A 16,630-nucleotide genomic window follows, 5' to 3' on the forward strand; every position below is an offset into this window, starting at 1 on the left:
TTTTTAATGAAAATCAGAAAATTAACTTTCTAATTCTTCTTCGACATCATCTTCGGTACTGTCCATACCAAGTTCTTTGAGTTTACGGGTTAAAGTGTTGCGACCCCAACCTAAAAGTTCTGCTGCATGGCGCTTACGCCCACGTGTTTGCTGTAGTGCAGCATTGATGAGGGTGCGTTCAAACATAGGTGTGGCAATGTCGAGAATTTTCATCTCACCATTTTTAAGTTTTTGTACGGCCCATTGACCAAGTAACTCATCCCAGTGATGCACACCAATACGATCAATCCCTTGAGCAGCAGGATTGCCATCTATGCCTTGAATTGGAATCTGTTTTAATTCAGACGGTAAATCTTCTGGATAAACTTCACGGCCTGTGATCATAACCGTTAACCAACGACAGGTATTTTCAAGCTGACGCACATTACCTTGCCACGGCAGTTTTTGCATGTATTCTTGCGTTTCAGGACGCAGAATCTTCGGACTCACCCCAAGTTCTTTACCTGCACTTGCAAGGAAATGCTGTGCAAGCATCGGAATATCTTCACTACGATGTGCAAGTTTTGGAATATGAATACGAATGACGTTTAGACGGTGGTACAAGTCTTCACGGAAGCGACCTTCATGTACTAACTTTTCTAAGTCTTGGTGCGTTGCCGCAACGATACGGACATCCACCTTGACTGGGATGTGACCACCAACGCGGTAGAATTCGCCATCCGCTAAAACACGCAGTAAACGTGTTTGGGTTTCAAATGGCATGTCGCCAATTTCATCAAGGAAAAGAGTCCCGCCATTGGCTTGTTCGAAACGCCCTTGACGCTGTGTGTTGGCACCGGTGAACGCTCCTTTTTCATGACCAAATAATTCAGTTTCGATCAAATCCTTTGGAATTGCCGCCATGTTGAGCGCAATAAAAGGCTTGTTGCCACGTGGTGAATGCTTATGCAGCGCATGCGCAACCAATTCTTTCCCTGTGCCTGATTCACCATTAATTAATACAGTAATGTGTGATTGAGAAAGACGACCAATGGCACGGAACACTTCCTGCATAGCAGGTGATTCACCAATAATCTCTGTAGATTGAATCGGTTGAACGGTTTTAGCAGATTCTTGTTGTTGTAATTTGGCAATATGCAAAATTGCACGGTTTACAAGTGCTAAAGCTTCATCAATATCAAAAGGTTTTGGTAGATATTCAAAAGCACCCGTTTGATAGCTCGACACAGCAGATTCTAAATCTGAATGTGCGGTCATGATAATTACAGGTAAGTCAGGGTAGTTGCCTTTGACTTTGCCTAAAAAGGTCAGTCCATCAATACCCGGCATACGGATGTCCGTCAAAATAACATCTGGCGCATCGACACTTAACTGATCTAAAGCGGATTGTGCTTCTTCAAAACTGGTAACATCAAAACCTTCTTCTTTGAATGTTTTTTCCAGCACCCAACGCATGGCGCGATCATCATCGATGACCCAAATCTTATTACGCGACATGATCTGACTCCCAAGGTAAATATAGGCTAAATACTGTTTTTCCAGGAACTGATTGGCATTCAATCATTCCGTTATGTTGATGCATAATATTTTGTGCAATGCTTAGACCGAGACCTGTGCCTTTCGCTCGTCCTGTCACTAATGGGTAAAATACGGATTCTAATATTTCTTGTGGGACACCTGGTCCATTGTCCTCGATATCAATGCGTACCGCAGAGCGTTTTAATACACCGTTGATGGTGACTAAACGTTGAATACGTGTGCGCAAAGTGAGTTCTGGTTGGTGCTCAACAAAGAACTCTTTGTTTTCCGTCATTGCCTGAACGGCATTAACACTGATATTCAGCATGACCTGAATCAATTGATCACGATCTGCGAAAACATCCGGTAAAGAAAGGTCGTAATCACGGGTGATCTTAATTTTCTTCTTGGTTTGGTTGACGATCAGTGAACGAACACGTTCAAGGGGTTCATGCACATTGACTGGCTCGTAACTTGGCAATTGTCTTGAACCCAGCATGGTGTCAGCAAGATTTCTTAATCGATCCACTTCACTAATAATAATGTCGGTGAATTCACTGTACTTCGGATCATTTAAGCTACGCGCTAAAAGTTGTGTCGCCCCACGGATACCACCGAGTGGATTTTTAATTTCATGGGCAACACCACGAATCAGTTGTCGTGCGACTTGATGCTGTTGAATTAGGTTTTCTTCTTTAGAGATTTTCAACATCCGGTCGATTTGATTGAGTTCAATCAATAGCAACGGGTGGTAGGGTTTGCCAGAGTTGAGCTGTGACACGGTGTAATCAACATGAATGTCTTTAAAGTTGACATTAATCGTTGCTTCTCGGCGCGTATAGTGCTGGCCAGAAGTTAATGTATTCATTAATGCATCATGCGTATTGAATTCATCATCGGGCATATGGAGTAAATTTAATACAGGCTGACCTGATGCACGAAGTAAGCTGATGTCAAAAAGCGCTTCACAAGATGAATTTAAATAAAAAATATTCAGGTTGCTATCGACCAATAAAATGGCAGTGGTTAAATTATCCACTAAAAGCCGGTAATCAATCGTCATAGTCTGATCCATTAGCGAGAGGTTCCTGTCTTAAAATGGCGCAATGGCATCTTCATAAAGCAAATCGTTCAATCTAATAAGGTTCGAATTGATGCAAGTTATGCAAGATATAAGCCAACTATTTCAGAAATACGCTAAGTTTTGATGCTTATTTGAATAAATGCGCTTATTTAAGACTTTAAATAAAGTGTATAGCCGATTAAAAACAGGCTGTAAATCTAAAATGCATTAAAATGGTGCAAATGAAATTATATGGATGAATTTATAGCATTATTTTGGTGCGTGATATAAAGAGTGGCCTTTTCACCTGTTTTTATGTTTTGAAAAGACATACAATACGCGGATTATAGTGGAGCGCAGATTCATGAAATCCCCCAAAGTCGGTTTTGTTTCTTTAGGTTGTCCTAAGGCATTGGTAGATTCCGAACGAATTTTAACTCAGTTAAAGACTGAAGGTTATGATGTAGCATCAGATTATGATGGTGCCGATTTAGTAGTTGTTAATACCTGTGGTTTTATTGAATCTGCAGTACAAGAGTCGCTAGATGCCATTGGCGAAGCGATGAGTTCAAACGGTCGCGTAATTGTGACTGGTTGTTTAGGTAAAGACGAAGACAAAATTCGCCAAATGCACCCAAATGTCTTAAAAGTGACAGGTGCTGCGGCATATCAAGAAGTGATGGAAGCTGTGCACGAATACGTGCCTGAGCCACCGAAACACAATCCGTTTATTGATCTAGTACCTGAACAAGGTATTCGATTAACACCAAAACATTATGCTTATTTGAAGATTTCAGAAGGTTGTAACCATCGTTGCACATTCTGCATTATTCCGAGCATGCGTGGTGATTTGGTTTCTCGTCCAGTAGGTTCGGTATTGACTGAAGCTCAAGCGCTGAAAAAAGCAGGCGTAAAAGAAGTCCTTGTGATTTCTCAAGATACATCGGCTTACGGTGTTGATACTAAATACAAATTAGACTTCTGGAACGGTCAGCCCGTTAAAACCAAATTCTATGACATGTGTGAAGCATTGGGTCAATTGGGTATCTGGGTGCGTCTGCACTATGTATATCCATATCCACATGTGGATGCTGTGATTGACTTAATGGCACAAGGCAAAATCCTGCCGTATTTGGATATTCCATTCCAACATGCAAGTCCTAAGATTTTAAAACTCATGAAACGTCCTGCGCACAGTGAAAATACACTAGAGCGTTTAAAAGTTTGGCGTGAGAAATGTCCTGATCTTGTGATTCGTTCTACATTTGTTGTGGGCTTCCCGGGTGAAACTGAAGAAGACTTCCAAATGTTGCTTGATTGGTTAAAAGAAGCGCAGCTTGATCGTGTGGGTTGTTTTACTTACTCACCAGTTGAAGGCGCGACTGCAAATGATTTGCCAGATCATGTGCCTGAAGAAATCAAACAAGAGCGTTATGAACGTTTCATGCAAGTTCAGCAAGAAATCTCTGCTGCGAAATTGCAAAGCCGTATTGGTCAAAAAATGACAGTACTTGTGGATGATCTTGAAGAAGAGTTCCCAGTTGCTGTTGCGCGTTCTTATGCAGATGCACCTGAAATTGACGGTAATGTTTTTGTTGAGGATATCGATAAGTCAGTGATTAAAGCAGGTGATTTACTTGAAGTGGAAATCACAGATGCAGATGAATATGACTTATTTGCAAAACTAATCTCGGTTAAGTCTGCTTAAACGATTCATTAAAAATAATTGAAATTAAATAATTCGGAGTTGATGATGCTTGATTCTAAAAAACCACGTTTTGGTCGCATCCTGCTTAAGCTTTCAGGTGAAGCTTTAGCGGGCAATAAAGAGATGGGTATCGATGCACAAGTGCTCGATCAAATGTCACTCGCAATTGCGCACCTTGTTGGTTTGGGTGTTCAAGTGGGTATCGTTGTCGGTGGTGGTAACCTTTACCGTGGTAGCCAATTACAAAAAGATGGTTTGGTTGGCCGTGTAACAGGTGACCAAATGGGTATGTTGGCTACTGTGATGAACGGTTTGGCACTTCGTGATGCTTTGGTACGTCGTAATATCAAAACTCGTCTAATGTCAGCTTTACCTATTGGTGCTGTGGTTGAATCATATTCTAGCCGCGATGCAATTCGTCATTTAACTCGTGGCGAAGTTTGTGTATTTGTTGCAGGTACGGGTAACCCATTCTTTACGACAGATACAGCAGCATGCTTACGCGGTATCGAGATTGAAGCCAATCTTATCCTTAAAGCGACGAAGGTTGATGGTGTATACAACAAAGATCCAAGTAAATATGAAGATGCAGTGAAATACGATGCATTAACATTTGACCAAGTTTTAGATGAAAAACTGGGTGTGATGGATTTAACTGCGATCTGCTTATGCCGTGACCACAACGTTCCACTTCAAGTATTTGATATGAACAAATCAGGTTCATTGCTTTCAGTGGTAATGGGTGAAAAAGAGGGTACTCACGTTACGAACTAATGTACGTGGGCCCTAAAGCTCTTTATACTACAAGCTATTTTAGAATTTACATCTTTTCGAATTAAGTAAGGAAGATCACATGATTAACGATCTTAAAAAAGACGCAGAAGACCGTATGAACAAATCTCTAGATTCTCTAGAGCATGGTTTTGCTAAAGTTCGTACAGGGCGCGCGCACCCATCAATTTTAAATGGTGTTATGGTTCCTTACTATGGCTCTGATGTGCCATTAAACCAAGTAGCGAACGTGGGTGTAGAAGATTCTCGTACTTTACTTGTTCAGCCTTTTGAACGTTCAATGGTTGCTGCAATTGATAAAGCAATCCGTGAATCTGACTTGGGCTTAAACCCGATTACTGCTGATGCCATCCGTGTTCCTATGGCCGCATTGACAGAAGAAACACGTAAAGACATGCAGAAAGTTGCACGTAACGAAGCTGAAAATGCAAAAGTTGCGATCCGTAACATCCGTCGTGATGTTTTGGGTGATATCAAAGCATTGTTGAAAGAAAAAGAAATTTCTGAAGATGATGAGCGTCGTGCGGGTGATGACATTCAAAAAATCACAGACAAATTCGTTGCTGAAGTTGAAAAACGTCTGGCTGCAAAAGAAGCTGAATTGATGAAGGTCTAAGTTTTAATGACCTCATCTGAAGAAACTTCCCGTCTTCCAAAACATGTTGCCATCATTATGGATGGCAACAATCGTTTTGCCAAAAAGAATCAAATGCAAAAAGGTGAAGGGCATCGTTCTGGAAAGGACATCCTAGATCCCATCGTTGAACATTGTCGTAAAAGAAATATCCAAGCACTGACGGTTTTTGCTTTTTCGAGTGAAAATTGGAATCGTCCTCAGTTTGAGGTTGATTTGTTGATGGCTCTTCTTGAAGAAACCATTCATGAACAGTTGCCACGCATGGAAAAATTTAACATTTCCCTACGTTTTATTGGTGATCGTTCTCGTTTATCTCCTAACTTACGTGACTTAATGTTGCAAGCTGAACAAAGGACTGCTAATTTCGACAGCATGACTTTAACTATTGCAATTAGTTACGGTGGTATGTGGGATATGACACAGGCTGCAAAAAAAATCGCAGCAGATGTTTTAACTAACAAAATAAATCTTGAAGCAGTGGATGCTGAAGTCTTTGGTCAATATGTCAGTTTAAGTGATCTACCTCCGGTAGATTTGTTAATTCGTACAGGTGGTGATTTCCGTCTCTCGAACTTCTTGCTTTGGCAAGCTGCGTATGCAGAACTTTATTTTACCCAGACATTATGGCCTGAATTTACCATTGAAGAATTTGACGACGCACTAGCGGTATTTGGTGGTCGTGAACGTCGTTTTGGTAAGACTTCAGAGCAGATTCAACAAGAGCAGTTTGAGAATAAATAAATGTTAGAGCGGATAATAACCGCATTGGTACTGGTTTCAGTTGTACTGAGTTGCATGTTTGCAACCGAGTCTAAATACCCAATGCTTGTGCTGATGATTATTGCATCAGCTGTCGCGGGTTATGAGTGGTTCAAACTCATGCCGCGGAATACACAAAATGTGATTAAACCTTTCGCTTGGGGCTATGGTCTAGTCACTGCTATTCTTTCAGCACTAGCATTGCATTTTACAGATGTTGCATTACTGCTTTGGGCGGCTTCGATCTTTACTTGGATCTTAAGTGTCTATTGGGTGAAGTCTTATCCTGATTACGATAACTGGTATAACCCGAGTCTGAGTGGTATTGGTTTAGTCTTAGTTCCTGCTGCGGTAACTGCTATTTTTTCTGTGTGGATGAACTCACCTTGGTGGCTCATGTATCTGTTCCTGTTGGTATGGGGTGCAGACAGTGGTGCATACTTCGTGGGACGTAAATTTGGTAAGAAAAAACTTGCACCAGATGTGAGCCCAAATAAATCGATCGAAGGTTTATATGGCGGTCTATTCACTGCAATGCTAATTGTTATTGTTGTTGAAATTATTTATCTTGATTTAAGCATCGCTGAACATATTTTATTTTTAATACTTTCAGTAATAACAGTATTTAGTTCAGTACTTGGTGATTTATTTGAATCGATGATCAAGCGTCGTGCAGGGATCAAAGATTCTGGTCGTATTCTTCCCGGACATGGTGGTGTGCTGGATCGTATTGACTCGTTGCTTGCTGCAGCACCTATCTTTGCGGCAGGTATGTATGTTTTAAAATTAATTGGCGTAGATTTATAGATGTCACAATCTGTTTGTATATTGGGTGTAACAGGATCCATTGGTCAAAGTACTTTAAAGATTCTGCAACAGCACCCCGAAGAGTATTCAGTTTTTGCAGTCACTGCACATAGCCGAATTGTAGAACTTGTCGAAATATGCAAACAATATCGACCGAAAATCGCAGTTGTTCCATTCAATAAAGTGGATGAACTGCGCCAATTACTTGTAGCTGAAAAATTAACTGATATTGAAATCCTGCATGATGAAGCAGGATTAATCGCAGTAGCAGAACATCCACAAGTTGATGTGGTCATGGCAGCTATTGTGGGTGCGGCAGGATTGCTACCGACATTGGCTGCTGCGAAAGCAGGTAAGCGTGTCTTACTGGCAAATAAAGAAGCGCTGGTGATGTCGGGTGACATCATGATTCAGAGCGCACGTGAAAATAATGCTTTGTTACTGCCGGTCGATTCTGAACATAATGCAATCTTCCAATGCTTGCCTGAAACTTATCTACAAGGTGAGCGTCATGGTCAGCCAAAATTGGGTGTAAAACAAATTTTACTTACCGCTTCTGGCGGTCCATTTTTACATCATAGTTTAGAACAATTGCAAAGTGTAACGCCGGCCCAAGCCTGTAAGCATCCAAACTGGTCGATGGGACAAAAAATTTCTGTTGATTCTGCAACGCTGATGAATAAAGGCTTGGAATTGATCGAAGCCTGTCATCTTTTTGCAGTTGAAGAACAATTTGTAACAGTTGTTGTTCATCCACAGAGTATCATTCATTCAATGGTTCAATATGTAGATGGTTCGACTTTGGCACAAATGGGTAATCCTGATATGTGTACGCCTATTGCTCATGCATTAGCATGGCCGAAGCGTATTCAAACACATGTTCCTCCATTAGATTTATTTGTTCATTCACAGTTAAACTTTGAACAGCCTGATATACAGCGATTCCCAGCGCTAAAATTAGCACGCCAAGCCATGAAGGCAGGTGGCTTAGCTCCAACGATTTTAAATGCAGCCAATGAAATCGCCGTGGCAGCATTTTTGCATGAGAAAATTGGCTTTACTCAAATCCCTCAAATTGTGGAACATGTGTTGGGGCAAGTTGAAAACTCAGCTGCAAATAATATTGATGTTATTTTGCATGCAGATAAATCGGCACGTATGGTTGCTGAAAAAGCAGTATTGAATTCAGGAAGTTAAGACATGAATGCCTTGTTTATGATTATTGCAGCAATATTGCTACTTGGACCGTTGATAGCGATTCATGAATTTGGGCACTATTTTGTTGCACGTAAACTGGGCGTAAAGGTTTTGGTTTATTCGATTGGTTTTGGCCCAACACTGCTCAAGTGGACGTCAAAGAAGTCGGGTATTCAATATCAACTGTCTGCATTACCACTGGGTGGTTATGTCAAAATGTTGGATGAACGAGAAGGTGATGTCGCAGCAGAAGACTTACCAAAAGCATTTAACCGACAACACCCTTGGAAGCGTATTGCAATTGTTGCGGCAGGGCCACTCATTAACTTGGCTTTTGCAGTAGTGTTGTTTTGGATTTTATTTTTACCAGCTCAGGAACAGCTGAATACGCGCGTAGGTAAAATTTTACCAAATACGCCTGCAGCAGCTGCGCAAATGCAGACTGGTGATAAAATTACTGCCGTAGATGGTACTCAAGTATCTACTTGGGAGCGCTTGAATTATGCCTTGGTTGATCGTGTGGGTGAGACCGGCAATATTCAAATTCAAGCTGAACGTGCAGGGCAAATTCAAAACTTCAGTTTACCGATACAGAGTTTCTTACGCGATCAAACTCAGTCACCACTCGATGTTCTTGGTTTTACGCCATATCGTCCTGAAATTCCTGCAGTGGTTTCAAAACTCAGTGAAGATGGTGCAGCGATTCGCCAAGGGATGCAAGTGGGTGATCGAATTGTTTCGATCGATGGCGTAAAAATGAAAGACTGGTTTGATGTTGTACAAGTTGTACAAGCTTCTCCAGAAAAGTTACTTAAAATTGATGTTTTACGACAAAATAAAATTGTGCATTTAAACGTGATGCCGCAAGGTAAGCGTGACCAAATGGGTAAAGTCACAGGGCTTTTAGGTGTACAAAGTGATCCGGGTAAAGTCAATATTCCAGCCGAATACAAACAAACCATTCAATACACGCCTGTAGAGGCGATGGGCAAAGCCGTAGAAAAAACAGGTCAGATCTCTAGTATGATCCTGAATTCTATTGTAAAAATGGTGCGTGGTTTGGTTGGTTTAGATAATTTATCTGGTCCGATTACTATTGCGAAAGTGGCTGGACAAAGTGCTGAGATGGGGTGGCAAACCTTCATTTCATTTATGGCACTGATGAGTGTAAGTTTGGGTATTTTAAATTTACTACCGATTCCTATGCTCGATGGCGGTCATTTAATTTACTATTTTATTGAATTAATTCGTGGTAAACCTGTTTCTGAACAAATACAATTGGTTGGATTAAAAATTGGTATGGTATTGCTGGGTAGCATGATGCTACTGGCTCTATTCAATGACATTATGCGTTTATAAGAACGTTATACGAAATAAATTAACAGCGGAAAAGACTGGCATGCAGCACAAACATTTATTTATGCCATTGGCACTGGTTAGTGCTATGGCCGTAGCACAACAAGTATATGCAGCAGATGATTTTGTAGTACAAGATATTCGTGTTGATGGCTTAGTGCGTTTAACTCCTGACAATGTAGCCGGAATGATCCCATTCTCCGCTGGTGATCGTGTCAATGATCAAATCATTTCAAACTCAATTCGTAGCATGTTTGCGTCGGGTTTGTTTGATGATGTGAAGTCTTCACAAGTCGGTAATACCCTTGTATATACAGTGGTCGAACGCCCAGTAATTTCTAAAGTTGAGCTAAAAGGCAATAAACTTATTCCTAAAGAAGCCTTGGAAGAAGGCTTAAAGAAAATGGGTCTGTCCGAAGGTGAAGTTTTAAAGAAATCATCTTTGCAAACGGTTGAAACTGAATTAGAACAACAGTACATGCAGCAAGGTCGCTACGATGCTGATGTCAAAGTGATTACAACCGCTCAACCGAATAACCGTGTCAATGTCTTAATTGAGTTTGAAGAAGGCCAATCTGCCAAAGTATTTGATATCAATATCATTGGTAATACAGTCTTTAAAGAAAGCGAAATTAAACAAATTTTTGCATTAAAAGAAAGTGGTTGGAACTCGATCATTTCTCGTAATGACCGCTATGCACGTGAAAAAATGGCTGCGAGTTTAGAAGCGTTACGTGCGATGTATCTCAACAAAGGTTACATCAACTTCAACATTACCAATTCAAGTCTAAATTTGAGTGAAGATAAAAAACACGTCTTTATCGAAGTTTCGGTGGATGAAGGTGAACAATTTAAGTTTGGTGAAACCCATTTCTTAGGTGATACGCTTTATACGCAAACTGATTTAAACGCTTTAAAACTCTATAAAGATGGCGATTTATATTCACAAGAAAAAGTGAATGGTGTGAAACAGCTTTTACTTCGTAAATATGGTAATGCAGGTTACTACTTTGCAGAAGTGAACATTGTTCCTGAAATCAATAAAGACACAAAATTGGTTGATTTAAATTACTATGTGAATCCGGGTCAGCAAGTCACTGTTCGCCGTATTAATTTCACAGGTAACTCGAAAACAGCTGATGAAGTTCTACGTCGTGAAATGCGTCAAATGGAAGGCGCATTAGCAAGTAACGAAAAAATTGATTTGTCTAAAGTGCGTTTAGAACGTACTGGTTTCTTTAAAACCGTTGATGTTAAGCCTGCACGTATTCCGGGTACCCCAGATCAAATTGATTTAAATGTAAATGTTGAAGAGCAGCATTCGGGGACAAGTACTTTAGCTGTTGGTTTCTCACAAAGTGGCGGTGTAACTTTCCAAGCAGGTTTGAGTCAAACCAACTTCTTGGGTACAGGTAATGCAGTTTCTATCGATTTGTCTCGTTCAGAGACTCAAGATTATTACAACCTCAGTGTAACTGACCCATACTTCACTATTGATGGTGTACGCCGTGGTTATAACTTGTACTACCGTAAAACCAAGTTAGATAACGACTATAACGTTAACAACTACGTCACTGATAGTTTTGGTGGTGGTATCAACTTTGGTTATCCGATCGATGAAAACCAAAGTATCAGTATGGGTTTGAATATTGATCAAACTGATGTAACTACAGGCCCATATGTATCTACGTATGTCCGTGACTACTTACTTGCTAACGGTGGTAAAGCTACAGGGAAAGGTTCTTACTGCCCAAAAGATGCTAATGGTGAGTCTCAAAATACTGTACCTGTTTATAATGATAAAAACGAAATAATTGGTTATAAATGTGCTGTTGAAGAAATTACTTATGATAATGAATTTAAAGGTGATTTCTTAACTTATAACCTTAACTTAGGTTGGTCGTACAACACCTTGAATCGCCCGGTATTCCCTACATCGGGTATGTCACACCGCGTCAATGCCGAAATTGCATTACCGGGCAGTGATGTTGAATATCAAAAAATTACTTACGACGCACAAGCTTATTTCCCACTAGGTAAAGACTTTGTGTTACGTGGTTACGGTAAGTTAGGCTATGGTAATGATTTACCATTCTATAAAAACTTCTATGCAGGTGGTTTTGGTTCGGTACGTGGCTATGACAACAGTACTCTAGGGCCGAAATATCCTGGTGTGTATTATGATGCGCAAAATCAGGTTGACTACGATCCAGAAGAAGTTGGTGGTAATGCTTTAATTCAATTTGGTACTGAATTGGCTTTACCTGTGCCATTTAAAGGCGATTGGGCGCGTCAAGTTCGTCCAGTATTGTTTGCTGAAGGCGCACAAGTATTTGACACCCAATGTGACGTTCCTAAATCTAGTGAAGACCGTCAATACTGTAAAGATAACTACGGCTTTGATATGAATAACATGCGTTATAGCGTTGGTGCAGGCTTTACTTGGATCACGATGATTGGCCCAATTTCACTGAGTTATGCATTCCCGCTGAATGACAAAGCTGGCGATGAAACAAAAGAAATTCAATTCGAGATTGGTCGTACGTTCTAAGTACGACCCTTCGAGGAATAACAAAATTACAGGTTGATAAGATGAATAAATTATTTGCTGGTTTGGCAGTATTGGGTATGTCATGTTCTGCAGTGGTACATGCAGCAGGTTACGGTGTGGTTGATTTAGAAAAGGTGGTTGATCAAAGCACTTATCTAAAACAACAAAATGCTCAAATTCAACAGCAGTTGAAACCACAAACCACTAAAATTGAATCACTGGCTAAAGAGCTGGAAGCAATGCAACAGAAAGCTCAGCAAGGTGGTGATAAGTTGACTGCTGCGCAAAAGCAGCAAATGGGTCAACAGTATCAAACTAAACTCAAAGAGCTGACTGATTTACAGCAAAAACTTCAAGCTTCGGTTCAAGGTAATATCCAGTCCTTAAATCGCACGATGGATACTCGAATCAAGCAAGTTGCAGAACAATTGCGCACAGAAAATAAGTTAGATGTTGTTTTGAATAAAAATTCAGCACTTGCGTATGACCCTAAGTTTGATTTAACTGATAAAATGATTCAAAAGGTTAATGCAATTAAATAATCAATGAATTCTCAAAAATTCAGTTTAGAAAAGCTTGCTCAACTTGTTCAAGGTCAATGTATTGGTCAGCTAGACTTGCAATTCAGTGGAATGGCAAGTTTGGAGAGTGCTCAACCGCATCAGCTTGCATTTTTAAACGCAGATAAATATCTGAATGAAGCTCAACAGTCTCAGGCTGGTGCGCTGATTGTGACTGCAGACATGCAGTCACAAATCCCTTCACAGCAAAACTTCATTGTTGTACCCAATCCGTATCTGGCTTTCGCTATTCTAACGCATGTTTTTGAAAAAAAATCTGTAGAAATAGGAATTGAAAGTACTGCTCAAATTCATCCTTCAGCAATCATTTCTGATACTGCTTATATTGGGCATTATGTGGTGATTGGTGCGAATAGTGTGGTGGGTGAAGGAACGCGCATTGAATCACAAGTGAAGATTGATCATGGTGTTGAAATTGGTAAAGATTGTTTTATCGATTCGCATGTGACGATTACTGGTGAAGCCAAGTTAGGTGATCGTGTACGTATCCATGCAAATACGGTGGTCGGTGGTGAAGGATTTGGTTTTGCACCTTATCAAGGGAAATGGCATCGTATTGCTCAATTAGGTTCTGTACGTATAGGGAATGATGTGCGTATTGGTTCAAATTGTAGTATCGACCGTGGTGCTTTAGATGACACAATTTTGGAAGATGGTGTCATTATTGATAACCTTGTGCAAATCGCGCATAACGTCAAAGTTGGTGCAAATACAGCAATGGCTGCGAAATGTGGCATTGCAGGTAGTACAACTATTGGCAAAAATTGTGTGCTAGCAGGGGCTGTTGGTATCGTAGGTCACATTAATATTGCAGATAATGTGACAATTACTGGTATGTCAATGGTCACAAAAAGTATTTCCGTTGCTGGTAGTTATTCTTCAGGTACGCCAATGCTTGAAAGTGGTTCTTGGAAAAAGGCAGCAATCCGCTTTAAACAATTAGCAGATGTGCCATTGACCCAATTGGTCAAACGACTTGATCATATGCAGTCTCAAATTGAGTCCCTTGAATCAACATTTAAATTGCGTAAATAATTATGATGACAGAGTCGAATACCCCAGCTTTCACAAAACCTGAATTACCAATGACTATTCAGACTATTCGTGAATATTTGCCACATCGTTATCCGTTTTTATTGGTTGATCGTGTTGTTGAAGTGACTGACAACGGGATTGTAGGCTATAAAAATGTAACGATTAATGAAGAATTTTTACAAGGCCATTTCCCTGAATACCCAATTATGCCGGGTGTGCTGATTGTTGAAGCATTGGCGCAAGTATCGGGTATTTTAGGTTTCATTATGAATAATGAGAAACCTTCAGCGGGTTCGCTGTTCTTATTTGCTGGTGCAGAGAAGGTTCGATTTAAAAAACAAGTCGTTGCAGGCGATCAACTTGTATTAAAATCGGAATTAGTGATGCAAAAGCGTGGCATTTACAAATATAATTGTGTTGCCACTGTAGATGGCGTAGTCGCAGCAACCGCGGAAATTATGGTTTCGCATCAGAAAACAGAGACAGCATGAGCAATAACGAATTAATTCATCCTACCGCCATTATTGACTCATCAGCAGTAATTGCTCCGGATGTGCAAATTGGACCATATTGTATTATTGGTCCTAAAGTCACAATTGGAGCGGGCACTAAACTGCATTCACATGTTGTGGTGGGTGGTTATACCCGTATTGGTCAACATAACGAAATTTTTCAATTTGCCAGTGTTGGTGAAGTTTGCCAAGACTTGAAATATGCTGGTGAAGAAACGTGGTTAGAAATCGGTGATTATAACTCGATTCGTGAACACTGTAGTTTACATCGTGGTACTGTTCAAGATCAGGGTCTAACTAAAGTTGGTAGTCACAATTTATTGATGGTGAATACACATATTGCACATGACTGTGTAGTAGGTGATCATAATATTTTTGCTAATAACGTCGGCGTTGCAGGTCATGTCCACATTGGTGATTACGTCATCGTAGGTGGTAACTCTGGTATTCATCAATTCTGTAAAATTGATTCATACAGTATGATTGGTGGTGCATCGCTTATTTTGAAAGATGTACCTGCTTATGTCATGGTATCTGGTAATCCAGCCCATGCTTTTGCAATGAACATTGAAGGAATGCGTCGTAAAGGTTGGTCTAAAAATGTGATTCAAGGTTTACGTGAATCTTTTAAATTGATCTATAAAGATGGTTTAACGACGAATGAAGCGATTGAGCGTATTCGCATTGAAATTTTGCCTGAAGTGGCAGAAGCGCAATTGTTGATTGACTCACTTGAGCAGTCTAAGCGCGGTATTGTGCGCTAAATGCTGCGAATAAAAAAAGACACCTTATAAGGTGTCTTTTTTTGCATTAAAAAATAGTTCTATTTTTTAACAAAGCCTGCTTCTTCAGATTTTGGATACTTTTGGGTGAGCTTGGTTTTGAGCTGCGTTGCTAAATTGCTATTTCGATCGACATCTTTTGCAATGCTATACAGTTGATATAACGCTCTAGGCGCGCGGGTCGATTCAGGGTATTGATCTACCACGATACTATAGTTCTTTTTCGCTTCCGCGTAGTTGGTCGGTTCAACAGCAAGGTTGAACTCAGCTAGCCAAAAATATGCATTGCTAATATAGACACTGTTAGGATTATTCTTAATAAAGTTTTTCATCGGTGCAATGGCTTTTTTCGCACCACCTTGTTTGTATGCATCTAAAGCAACGGTATATGCCGCTTTCTCGAGCTCAAGTGAGTCACCACCTGCATTTACAGGTTGGTTTGCAGATGAGCTTAATGTTGCTTGGGTCGTAGGTTGTTTAATAGGTGTAGGCGCTGTATTAGCTGTTACTGGGTGCAGTACCTTGTTGGTTATCCTCCGCGGCCTCTGTGTCTCCACTTGGATCTACTTTTTGTTGGAGTAGTTCTAAACGTTGATCTAAATCTGCATAGCGGTTTGTAAGTTCACTTTTTAATTGTTCGATAATATTGTCTTGCTCTTCCATTTTACCGCGTAAGCTACGCAATTCATTTTCAAGCTGTTGGTTCTTCTGCATAAGCTGCCAATTCAAATTGGTTGGAATAGAGGTAGAGCCAGCACCTGTTTGAATGGCCGTATTATTTGCTGTATACACAGTACCATTATTAGCGCCACTCAAACCACGAGATTCAATTGGAATATTTGCAAATAATGCACCTGAGCAAGTCAATGTAAGGGCACACAATACATGCTGTTTAAACATCATAAAAATTCCATGTAGTTACAAGCATGTCCGTATAGAATAGTTTTATTACAGACAGCTTTAGATAAAACGATAACCACATTAAAAACGCCAAAGATCTGAATTGCAATAAGCTTTTACAATCTTGTTGTGTATTAAAGTAAAAATATAGTGATGAAGTTTCACGTTTTCTACATCATCGACCATCATATTGATTTATAAATAATCAAACAGTGTTTTCTACTCAGGAATTCTTGGTTTTAGGCTTGCATGTTTATTAAAAATCTCTATACTCTGTTCTTGCAATGGTAGCCCTGCCGGTTACTTCGCAATTGTACTCTACAAACCCCGCCAGGACCGGAAGGTAGCAACGGTAGTAGAAATATGATGTGCCGAAGTCTTGCTGGTAGGGTTGCCACCAGTTTCAATAATAATAAATTAAACGTCCTCTCA

General features: G+C 40.2%; 14 protein-coding genes, 1 other RNA gene and 1 pseudogene. 13 read left to right on the forward strand and 3 right to left on the reverse strand.

Features of this window, described 5'->3' with window-relative positions; translation table 11 throughout:
* Positions 1-21: 21 nt before the first annotated feature.
* A complete protein-coding gene (gene glnG / locus FTU80_RS03860; protein WP_180084300.1) occupies positions 22-1,497 on the reverse strand; it encodes a nitrogen regulation protein NR(I) in 1,476 nt (491 codons plus the stop codon).
* Positions 1,487-2,593, reverse strand: a complete 1,107-nt coding sequence (gene glnL / locus FTU80_RS03865; protein WP_078193537.1) for a nitrogen regulation protein NR(II) — start codon at positions 2,591-2,593, stop codon at positions 1,487-1,489. Before glnL ends, glnG begins: the two co-directional genes overlap by 11 nt.
* A gap of 352 nt (positions 2,594-2,945) precedes the next feature.
* Between glnL and rimO the strand changes: the two genes are divergently transcribed.
* From rimO to lpxA, 12 genes are all read left to right on the forward strand, one after another.
* Complete coding sequence (rimO, locus tag FTU80_RS03870; protein ID WP_111883759.1) at positions 2,946-4,289, forward strand: 30S ribosomal protein S12 methylthiotransferase RimO; 1,344 nt, start codon at positions 2,946-2,948, stop codon at positions 4,287-4,289.
* A gap of 45 nt (positions 4,290-4,334) precedes the next feature.
* Positions 4,335-5,063 (forward strand): UMP kinase, encoded by a 729-nt coding sequence (pyrH, locus tag FTU80_RS03875; protein ID WP_078193535.1) that lies wholly within the window; start codon positions 4,335-4,337, stop codon positions 5,061-5,063.
* Positions 5,064-5,142: 79 nt separating this feature from the next.
* Positions 5,143-5,697, forward strand: coding sequence for a ribosome recycling factor (frr, locus tag FTU80_RS03880; protein ID WP_078188724.1), 555 nt, complete (start codon positions 5,143-5,145; stop codon positions 5,695-5,697).
* A 6-nt stretch (positions 5,698-5,703) separates the two neighbouring features.
* A complete protein-coding gene (uppS, locus tag FTU80_RS03885; protein ID WP_180041113.1) occupies positions 5,704-6,459 on the forward strand; it encodes a polyprenyl diphosphate synthase in 756 nt (251 codons plus the stop codon).
* Positions 6,460-7,284: a CDP-archaeol synthase gene (locus FTU80_RS03890; RefSeq protein WP_078193533.1), complete on the forward strand. Its 825-nt coding sequence runs from the start codon at positions 6,460-6,462 to the stop codon at positions 7,282-7,284.
* The gene (ispC, locus tag FTU80_RS03895; RefSeq protein WP_180084301.1) at positions 7,285-8,481 is read left to right on the forward strand and encodes a 1-deoxy-D-xylulose-5-phosphate reductoisomerase; all 1,197 of its coding nucleotides are present in this window, start codon (positions 7,285-7,287) and stop codon (positions 8,479-8,481) included.
* Positions 8,482-8,484: 3 nt separating this feature from the next.
* On the forward strand, positions 8,485-9,840 hold the full coding sequence (rseP, locus tag FTU80_RS03900) for an RIP metalloprotease RseP (protein WP_180084302.1): 1,356 nt from the start codon (positions 8,485-8,487) through the stop codon (positions 9,838-9,840).
* Positions 9,841-9,925: 85 nt separating this feature from the next.
* A complete protein-coding gene (gene bamA, locus FTU80_RS03905) occupies positions 9,926-12,388 on the forward strand; it encodes an outer membrane protein assembly factor BamA (protein WP_373423558.1) in 2,463 nt (820 codons plus the stop codon).
* Positions 12,389-12,429: 41 nt separating this feature from the next.
* Positions 12,430-12,930, forward strand: a complete 501-nt coding sequence (locus FTU80_RS03910; protein ID WP_180084303.1) for an OmpH family outer membrane protein — start codon at positions 12,430-12,432, stop codon at positions 12,928-12,930.
* A 3-nt stretch (positions 12,931-12,933) separates the two neighbouring features.
* Entirely contained in the window at positions 12,934-14,004 is a 1,071-nt protein-coding gene (lpxD, locus tag FTU80_RS03915) for a UDP-3-O-(3-hydroxymyristoyl)glucosamine N-acyltransferase (RefSeq protein ID WP_180084304.1), read from the forward strand.
* A gap of 5 nt (positions 14,005-14,009) precedes the next feature.
* Entirely contained in the window at positions 14,010-14,495 is a 486-nt protein-coding gene (gene fabZ, locus FTU80_RS03920; protein ID WP_171263789.1) for a 3-hydroxyacyl-ACP dehydratase FabZ, read from the forward strand.
* Positions 14,492-15,280, forward strand: a complete 789-nt coding sequence (gene lpxA / locus FTU80_RS03925; protein ID WP_180023806.1) for an acyl-ACP--UDP-N-acetylglucosamine O-acyltransferase — start codon at positions 14,492-14,494, stop codon at positions 15,278-15,280. Before fabZ ends, lpxA begins: the two co-directional genes overlap by 4 nt.
* A 59-nt stretch (positions 15,281-15,339) precedes the next feature.
* Here the strand turns inward: lpxA and FTU80_RS03930 are convergent.
* A pseudogene (locus FTU80_RS03930) lies at positions 15,340-16,201 on the reverse strand (YbgF trimerization domain-containing protein).
* Between the two features lie 291 nt (positions 16,202-16,492).
* Here FTU80_RS03930 and ffs point away from each other — a divergent pair.
* Positions 16,493-16,589: signal recognition particle sRNA small type (ffs, locus tag FTU80_RS03935), an RNA gene on the forward strand.
* Positions 16,590-16,630 lie beyond the last annotated feature (41 nt).

It is taken from the genome of Acinetobacter sp. YH12145, from assembly GCF_013418335.1.
GTDB classification, from domain to species: domain Bacteria; phylum Pseudomonadota; class Gammaproteobacteria; order Pseudomonadales; family Moraxellaceae; genus Acinetobacter; species Acinetobacter amyesii.

Bases quoted from the DNA above. Each gene is read 5' to 3' on its own strand.
- glnG (WP_180084300.1), bottom strand. From the start codon at position 1,497: ATGTCGCGTAATAAGATTTGGGTCATCGATGATGATCGCGCCATGCGT.
- glnL (WP_078193537.1), bottom strand. From the start codon at position 2,593: ATGGATCAGACTATGACGATTGATTACCGGCTTTTAGTGGATAATTTA.
- rimO (WP_111883759.1), top strand. From the start codon at position 2,946: ATGAAATCCCCCAAAGTCGGTTTTGTTTCTTTAGGTTGTCCTAAGGCA.
- pyrH (WP_078193535.1), top strand. From the start codon at position 4,335: ATGCTTGATTCTAAAAAACCACGTTTTGGTCGCATCCTGCTTAAGCTT.
- frr (WP_078188724.1), top strand. From the start codon at position 5,143: ATGATTAACGATCTTAAAAAAGACGCAGAAGACCGTATGAACAAATCT.
- uppS (WP_180041113.1), top strand. From the start codon at position 5,704: ATGACCTCATCTGAAGAAACTTCCCGTCTTCCAAAACATGTTGCCATC.
- FTU80_RS03890 (WP_078193533.1), top strand. From the start codon at position 6,460: ATGTTAGAGCGGATAATAACCGCATTGGTACTGGTTTCAGTTGTACTG.
- ispC (WP_180084301.1), top strand. From the start codon at position 7,285: ATGTCACAATCTGTTTGTATATTGGGTGTAACAGGATCCATTGGTCAA.
- rseP (WP_180084302.1), top strand. From the start codon at position 8,485: ATGAATGCCTTGTTTATGATTATTGCAGCAATATTGCTACTTGGACCG.
- bamA (WP_373423558.1), top strand. From the start codon at position 9,926: ATGGCCGTAGCACAACAAGTATATGCAGCAGATGATTTTGTAGTACAA.
- FTU80_RS03910 (WP_180084303.1), top strand. From the start codon at position 12,430: ATGAATAAATTATTTGCTGGTTTGGCAGTATTGGGTATGTCATGTTCT.
- lpxD (WP_180084304.1), top strand. From the start codon at position 12,934: ATGAATTCTCAAAAATTCAGTTTAGAAAAGCTTGCTCAACTTGTTCAA.
- fabZ (WP_171263789.1), top strand. From the start codon at position 14,010: ATGACAGAGTCGAATACCCCAGCTTTCACAAAACCTGAATTACCAATG.
- lpxA (WP_180023806.1), top strand. From the start codon at position 14,492: ATGAGCAATAACGAATTAATTCATCCTACCGCCATTATTGACTCATCA.